At 72.9% G+C, this 6,809-nt stretch carries 7 protein-coding genes and 1 pseudogene; 1 reads left to right on the top strand and 7 read right to left on the bottom strand.

The genetic code is table 11. The features are described 5' to 3' along the window. From RAN62_RS39515 to RAN62_RS39495, 5 genes and pseudogenes are all read right to left on the bottom strand, one after another. Positions 1–677 (bottom strand): annotated as a pseudogene (locus tag RAN62_RS39515) (SMC-Scp complex subunit ScpB); the annotation flags it as partial. Then, positions 674–1,720: a segregation and condensation protein A gene (locus RAN62_RS39510; RefSeq protein ID WP_305790019.1), complete on the bottom strand. Its 1,047-nt coding sequence runs from the start codon at positions 1,718–1,720 to the stop codon at positions 674–676. The pseudogene RAN62_RS39515 and the gene RAN62_RS39510, both read right to left, overlap by 4 nt. Before the next feature lie 367 nt (positions 1,721–2,087). Further along, positions 2,088–3,368 (bottom strand): helix-turn-helix domain-containing protein, encoded by a 1,281-nt coding sequence (locus RAN62_RS39505; protein ID WP_305790017.1) that lies wholly within the window; start codon positions 3,366–3,368, stop codon positions 2,088–2,090. 54 nt (positions 3,369–3,422) lie between these two features. After that, positions 3,423–4,148 (bottom strand): hypothetical protein, encoded by a 726-nt coding sequence (locus RAN62_RS39500; protein ID WP_305790016.1) that lies wholly within the window; start codon positions 4,146–4,148, stop codon positions 3,423–3,425. Next, complete coding sequence (locus tag RAN62_RS39495) at positions 4,145–4,654, bottom strand: SigE family RNA polymerase sigma factor (protein WP_305790015.1); 510 nt, start codon at positions 4,652–4,654, stop codon at positions 4,145–4,147. The genes RAN62_RS39500 and RAN62_RS39495 overlap by 4 nt, the downstream gene beginning before the upstream one ends. 45 nt (positions 4,655–4,699) lie before the next feature. On the opposite strand from RAN62_RS39495, the gene RAN62_RS39490 reads away from it, so the two are divergent. Then, complete coding sequence (locus tag RAN62_RS39490) at positions 4,700–5,272, top strand: P-loop NTPase family protein (RefSeq protein ID WP_305790014.1); 573 nt, start codon at positions 4,700–4,702, stop codon at positions 5,270–5,272. Here RAN62_RS39490 and RAN62_RS39485 read toward each other — a convergent pair. Both RAN62_RS39485 and RAN62_RS39480 read right to left on the bottom strand, forming a co-directional pair. After that, positions 5,245–6,030 carry an SAM-dependent methyltransferase gene (locus RAN62_RS39485; RefSeq protein ID WP_305790013.1) on the bottom strand — a complete coding sequence of 262 codons (786 nt, stop codon included), beginning with the start codon at positions 6,028–6,030 and terminating at the stop codon, positions 5,245–5,247. The two genes, RAN62_RS39490 and RAN62_RS39485, sit on opposite strands and share 28 nt — an antisense overlap. Positions 6,031–6,054: 24 nt before the next feature. Further along, the gene (locus RAN62_RS39480; RefSeq protein WP_305790012.1) at positions 6,055–6,750 is read right to left on the bottom strand and encodes an SDR family NAD(P)-dependent oxidoreductase; all 696 of its coding nucleotides are present in this window, start codon (positions 6,748–6,750) and stop codon (positions 6,055–6,057) included. Positions 6,751–6,809 lie beyond the last annotated feature (59 nt).

The raw sequence follows: 6,809 nt of genomic DNA, 5'->3' as shown, positions 1-6,809 counted from the left end.
GACTCGGCGGCCGGCGACTCGGCGGCCGGCGACTCGGCCGCGCGTACCTCGGCGACAGGCGGCTCCGACGTGGCGGAGGAGCTGGACGCGTCGGCGCTTGCGGTGGCGGCCTCGGCGGAGTCATCGGCGGCCGAGTCCTCGTCGTCGGCCTCGGGCCCGGGCACTTCCTCGACGAACGGGAGATCCACCTCCGCCTCGTCGCTCACGTCATCGTCGGCCGCCTGGTCGAACACGTCACCGGCGTCGTCCCCGTCCGGCGGCAGCGGCGCGTCCACGACGGTCGACGGGGTGTCCTCGCGCTCGGCGGCCTCCTCGATCGCGCCCGGCAGCGGTACTTCGGGACCCACGCCGACGTCGGTGGGGGCCAGCTCCGGCTCGCCCTCGACCTCCAGCGGCGTGTCGACAATCACCGGCCCGTCGCCCTCCCCCGGCACGGGCGGCAGCTCGTCGGGCACCTCGGCAGAGGCGTGCGGCGACTCCCCGGCGGGGGCGTGCGGCGACTCGTCCGCGGCCCCGGCCTCCGGATCCGCGAGATCGTCCGGCTCGTCGGCGTCGGCCTCGGCGAGCGCGCGCTGCTCGGCGGCGTAGGCGGCATCGGGGGCCCGGGAGGCACGCTCCCACGGGGGAACCCAGGCGGCGGCTTGGGCAGCCAACGATTCGGGGCGCTCGTCGCTCATGCTTCGTCCTCTTCCGCGTCGTGCTCGTCTGCCGCAGCGTCGTCCGCGGCCGTGCTGCTGATTTCCCCGGCGGCCGCGCCGTCATCGTGACCCACGTCACCGTCCGCGGCGTCCGGATCGGGCTCGCCGAGGGCGGCGATGTCCGCGTCCGTGACAGTGCCTGCTTCCAGGGCGGCGGCTGCCGCGGCGGCGGCTTCAGCCTTTTTCTCCGGATCGCCCTCGTAGTCGTCGATGTCGAGTTCGACGGCGGCGTCATCGCCGGCGATCCAGACGATGGTGAGTTCGTCGAGGGCGACGGGCTGGGTGAAGTCGACCAGGTTCTCCCGGTAGAGCTCGAGCAACGCCAGGAAGCGCGCCACCACTTCGAGGGTGCTCTCACAGTCGGCGACCAGGAGGCTGAAGGTCACCGTGCCGGCCCGGCGCAGGCGTTCGCGGATCAGGGCGGCGTGCTCGCGGACGCTCACGCGCACCTGGTGGATGTGGGCGATCGAGACCTGCGGCGGCCCGGGCTTGGGCAGGAACTGCTTCAGGGCGAGCTTGAGCAGCCGCTCGGGGCCGACGCCCAGGACGAGCTCGGGGAGCGCGTCGGCGTACCGCTGCTCCAGGGTGACCGTCCGCGGCCAGCGCCGCGCGCCGGTGCCCTCGAGCTCGGCGATGTGGGCGGCGGCCTCCTTGTAGGCCTTGTACTGCAGGAGGCGCGCGAAGAGCAGGTCGCGGGCCTCGAGCAGCGCCAGGTCCTCCTCGTCCTCGACCTCGGCGGCGGGCAGCAGGCGGGCCGCCTTGAGGTCGAGCAGGGTGGCCGCGACCAGCAGGAACTCGCTCGCCTCGCCGAGGTCCCAGTCGTCGCCCATGCTCCGGATGTACGCGATGAAGTCGTCCGTGACCTGCGACAGCGCCACCTCGGTGACGTCCAGCTTGTGCTTGCCGATCAGCTGCAGCAGCAGGTCGAACGGGCCCTCGAAGTTGGTCAGCCGGACCCGGAACTTGCCGTCGTCCTCGGCCGGCGGCACGATGTCGCCCTCGAGCACCTCACCCTCGGCCACGAGCACAGCCCCACCGCCGGCGACGGAGGAAGCCTCGGCGGCCGAGGAGTCCAAGGTGGCCGAGGAGGCGCCTGCGACGGAGGAGGCGCCAGCAGCGGAAGAGGCGCCAGCAGCGGAAGAGGCCGCGGCGGCGGCGGCAGCGGAATCCGAAGCGGCGCCGGCGGAGGACGGCGCAGCGGCAGCGTCGGGCGACATATCACCCGAACCGGGCGGCGGAGCGGCGGACGCGGGCTCTTCTGGCACGTGCTGACCGTAGACCACGGCACCGACAAGCTGCTCCCGGCTCACGCGTACATCCCCCACAACCTCGGAAAACAGCCCTCTCCAAGGTCAACGCCGGAGCGGCGGGGTCGGTGATGGGAGCGGATCAGCCGGCTTGCATGCGTTCGCCCAAGGCGCGCAGCTCCGAGCCGCCCGCCTGCCGCCGCGACCGGTCGAGCAGGTCACGGATCGTCGTGGCGAGCTCGGCCGACGTCCGTACGTGCTGGGGTGCGATTCTCTCGGCAGTGAGCAGGAACCGGATCGCCTCGCGGTCGTGGCCGCCCAGCCGCGCGAGGGCGCGAGCCGTGTCCGCGTAGTAGAAGACCTGCCGCACCCCGGCCGGGATGGCCGCCGGATCGGTGCGCCGGGCGATCTCGACCACCCGGGCCGGATCGCCGTCCCCGGCCTCGATGCTCATCGCCCAGATGTCCACGTTGGTAGGACCGAAGAACATGTTCAGCGTGTTCGTCTCGCCGGTGCGCCGGGCCAGCGACGCCGCCTCCGCCAGGCACTCCCGGCTGTCGTCGGGGCGGTCGCGGCTGCGGCTCGCCAGGGCGGCGACCAGGTGCAGCGAGCCGAGGATCTCCGCGCCGCCGGGCCGGGAGACATGCCGGCTCAGGTCGTCGGCGGCCCGCTCGGCGATGGTCTGACCCCGCTGGTACGAGCCGCAAGCCGTCGCCGCGCGCGCGAGGGCGTACGCCGCGTAGCCGTCCAGCACCGGGTCACCGGCCGCCGACGCAGCGTCGCGACAGCGTTGCGCGGCCACGAAGGCGTCCGCGGGATGTCCGAGCGCGCGCAGCACCGAGCAGGCCAGGGACGTCGCGTCGCACAGCAGCCGGAGCGCCGCGGCGTGATCGGGCCCGGCCGTCTCGGTGTGCAGATCGCGCAGGAGGTCCGGCAGCAAACGAGCAGTCGCGGCGTAGTCGCACGCGTCGAACAGCGCGTTGGCCAGCACCACACTGTGCGACAGGGCAGCCAGGGGCGGCGCGGATCCGGCCGGCGGATCGCTCAGATCAATGTCCACCAGAGCCCGGCGCAGCCCGAGCACACTGGCCCGGGCGGCGGCGGTGGCCCGGTCAGGCGCCGGCACGTCGGCTCCGGCCAGGTCACCGGGCGCGCAATCGAGGGCACCGGCGATCTGCGCGAGTGTGAAGCGGTTGTTCGCGGCCTGCAGGCCCCGTTCGATCCGGCTCCAGGTGGCGTGCGAGAGGCCGGCGCGGCTGGCGGCGTACCGGATGCTCCATCCGCGCAGCAGGCGCCGCGCCCGGATCCGCTCCCCCACCGCGGGGTCCGCGCTGCGGGGAACCGGCGCGGGGTCCGCGCTGCGGGGAACCGGCGCGGGGTCCGCGCTGCGGGAGACCCGCGCGGGGTCGGCGCTGCGTGTCATGAGCTGACCGTAACGCCGCCCCCGCGCGGGGTGGTACGAGCGCGTACCGGCCGATCAGCCGGCGCCCTGGACGGCGCCCTTCTCCACGTGCACGCCCGCGCCGAGCTCGATCATCTGCGCCTCGGTCAGGCCGATGCCCTCCCAGAACTGGATGAGCACCGACGGCTTCTTCCCCTGCGCGATCCACAGGGTCTTGGAGTCGTCGCCCTCCATGTTCTGCAGGACGCCCTCGGCCCCGGCGACGTCGACCTTCTTGCCTTCCGGCGTCCCGTGCTGATCCCTGGACTGCAGGAACACGGTGATCTTGCCGACGAAGCTGTCCGGGTCGTCGATGGGAGCGACCGAGGGCTTGAACGGCTTGCCGTCGGGGCCGGTGCCGAACTCGGTCGGCGTCTTGCTGCGGTCCTTGGGGGCGAGGACCAGCGAGCTGAGGTTGCTGTTCTGGATGAACCAGCCGTCCGGCACCTTGTCGACGGTGAAGCCCTCGGGCTGCTTGCCCTTGTAGGCCACCAGCTTGACCGCGGGTGCCTGCGTCGAGGTGGCGGCGGGCGGGGCGGCCACGGGCGCACCCGGCGTGCTGCCGGTGCCGCCACCGGAGGCGGTGAAGGAGACGGCGGCGACCACGGCGGCGACGGCGAACGCGCTGCCCCCGGCGGTCTGCAGCGTGCGGCGGCGGCGCAGGGCGCGCTTGCCGCGTACGAGATCGGCGTCGAGCTGGGCCGGGCCGGGAGCCGGCGCCGAACCGGCGATCCGGGTCAGGTGGTCGTGCAGGTCGTTCATCGGGTGGCTCCAAGCGTGGTGTGGGCGGGCAGCACGGCGCGCATCCGGTCGAGGGCGCGGGCGGTCTGGCTCTTGACGGTCCCCTGCGAGCAGCCGAGGGCCTCGGCGGTCGCGGCGACGTCGAGATCGTGGAAGTACCGGAAGATGAGCGCGGCGCGCATCTTCGGGGGCAGCTCCTTGAGCGCGGCGCGCACGGCGTCGGCGGGCTCGTCGCCGGCCGGCTGCGGCGCCCGGTCGGGCAGCTCCGCCATCGGCCGTTCCCGCCGCCACCACAGCCGGCGGCGCTCGTCGATCAGCGCGTTGACCAGGGTGCGCCGCACGTACGCGTCGTGGTTGGCGGCCCGCTGGAACTGGGGCCACGCGACGTACAGCTTGGTCAGCGTCTGCTGCACCAGATCCTCGGCGAGATGCGCGTCACCGGCCGTGAGCAGCGTGGCCGTCCGAACGAGGTCCGCGCGTCTGGCGAGCACGAATTCGTGGAACTGTTGGTCTCTCACGCCCCTCACGACGGACAGCCCCCGGCCCAGGTTGCATGCCGGGACAATAGATTCGTGCCGCTGCTGACCTTTGACGATCCGCTGCCATCGCGGCCACGACGAGTGATCGTCGCGGGCCCGTCCGGGTCGGGCAAAACGACCACTGCGGGACTCATCGCCCGTACGTTCGGAATCCCCCACCACGAGCTCGACGGGCTGCACCACGGTCCGAACTGGACGCCGCGCCCGGAGTTCGAGGCGGACGTGCGCCGCTTCGCCGCCGAGGAGACGTGGGTCACCGAGTGGCAGTACGAGGCCGTCCGGGAGCTACTGCTCGCTCGGGCCGACCTCCTCGTCTGGCTGGCGTTGCCGCGGCGGGCGGTGATGCGGCAGGTCATTGCCCGGACGCTACGCCGCCGGTGGCGCCGCGAGATCCTCTGGAACGGCAACGTCGAGCCGCCGCTGTGGACCATTTTTCGCGACAAAGACCACGTGGTCCGCTGGTCGTGGACGAGCTACCACAAAACGCCGGCCCGGATGACAGCCATCGTCCGGGCCCGGCCCGAGCTGCCGGTCGTGCGGCTGGGGAGCCGCCCCGAGGTCACCGCCTGGACCGGCCGTCAGGGCAGCCGCCCGACGCCGACATAGTTGCCGGCGCGCTCGGGGTCCGGCGGCACCTCGCCGTCGGGCCGCCAGAGCGGCGCCCACACCAGGCCCGGGTCGACGAGCTCGAAGCCGTCGAAGAACCGCAGCACACCGGCGCGGTCCCGCAACGTCAGCGCCGTCGGCGTCCGCCGCGACATCTCGACGAGCCGCCGCGCGTCCTCGCCCCGCCCGTCCCCGGTCCCGTGCGCGATCACGAGGAAGCTCCCGGGCGCCATGACCTCGCGCAGGGCACCCACCAGCGCGTACGGGTCATCGGCGTCGGCGATCACATGCAGAAGCGCCACCAGGAGTACGCCCACCGGCTGCGCGAAATCGAGCAAAGCGCGCACGTCGGAATGAGCGACAATGCCGCGGGCGTCCCGGGCGTCGGCCTGGATGACCGTCGTCCGGGGATCGCCCGCCAGCAGTTCCCGCGCGTGCCCGACGGCCGCCGGATCGATGTCGACGTAGACGACCCGCGCATCGGCGGCTGCGCGTTGCGCGATCTCGTGCACGTTGCCCCGCGTCGGGATCCCCGACCCGATGTCGAGGAACTGCCGGACGCCGGCGCCGGCCAGGAACCGCACCGCCCGATGCAGGAAGTCCCGGTTGGCGCGGGCCTGCACGGCCAGATCAGGCATGAACGTCAGCGCCTGATCGATCATCTCCCGGTCGGCGGCCGTGTTGGTCGTCCCGCCGAGCAGATAGTCGTAGGCCCGGGCCGCCGTCGGCCGCCCGGCATCGAACTCCGTCGAAGCCATGCCCCATTCTCGGCGCGCCCGGCGTCACCACTCAAGCGGGCCGTGCCGATCCGAGAAGGTGCCGGTCGGGCCGTCCTTGCCGATGGTGGCCATCCGGACGATCCGGTCGGTCCCCTCGGTCACGGTCTGCGGCCCGGCGTGCCCGTTGAAGTCGGTCGCCGTGTAGCCGGGGTCGACCACGTTGATGCGTACGTCCGGCAGGAACTGGGCGTAGATCTTGGTGAGCATGTTGACCGCCGCCTTGCTCGCCGAGTAGCCCAGCGAAGGCACGCCGTACTCGGTGCGCGTCTCGTCGGACCGCACCGCGAACGAGCCGAGCCCGCTGGTGACGTTCACGATGACCGGCTCCGGCGACTCGCGCAGCAACGGCAGGAAGGCGTGCGTCGTCCGGACGATGCCGACCGTGTTCGTGTCGAGCACCCGCAGCACCTCGGGCCCGTCGAAGTGCTCCATAGCGGTGATCGCCCCCGAGATGCCCGCGTTGTTGACCAGCACGTCCAGCCCGCCGAACCGCTCCCGCACCTCGGCCGCCGCCGACGCCACGGAACTGTCCGAGGTCACATCGAGCCGCACCCACGCGACCCCGAGCCGCCCGGCCGCCTCCGCGCCCCGCCCGGCGTCGCGCGCCCCGATGATCACGCGGTGCCCGGCCTCGTGCAGCCGGCGCGCCGTCTCGTACCCCAGGCTCTTGTTCCCGCCGGTGATCAGTGTCGTTGTCATGCCCCCACCGTGACACCGTTTCCGGACACCCGGGTAGGCAAGCCATTACCACCCTCCCG

Source organism: Symbioplanes lichenis, from assembly GCF_030709675.1.
Taxonomy (GTDB): Bacteria; Actinomycetota; Actinomycetes; order Mycobacteriales; family Micromonosporaceae; genus Actinoplanes; species Actinoplanes lichenis.
This window is presented reverse-complemented; position numbering and strand designations above follow the sequence as displayed.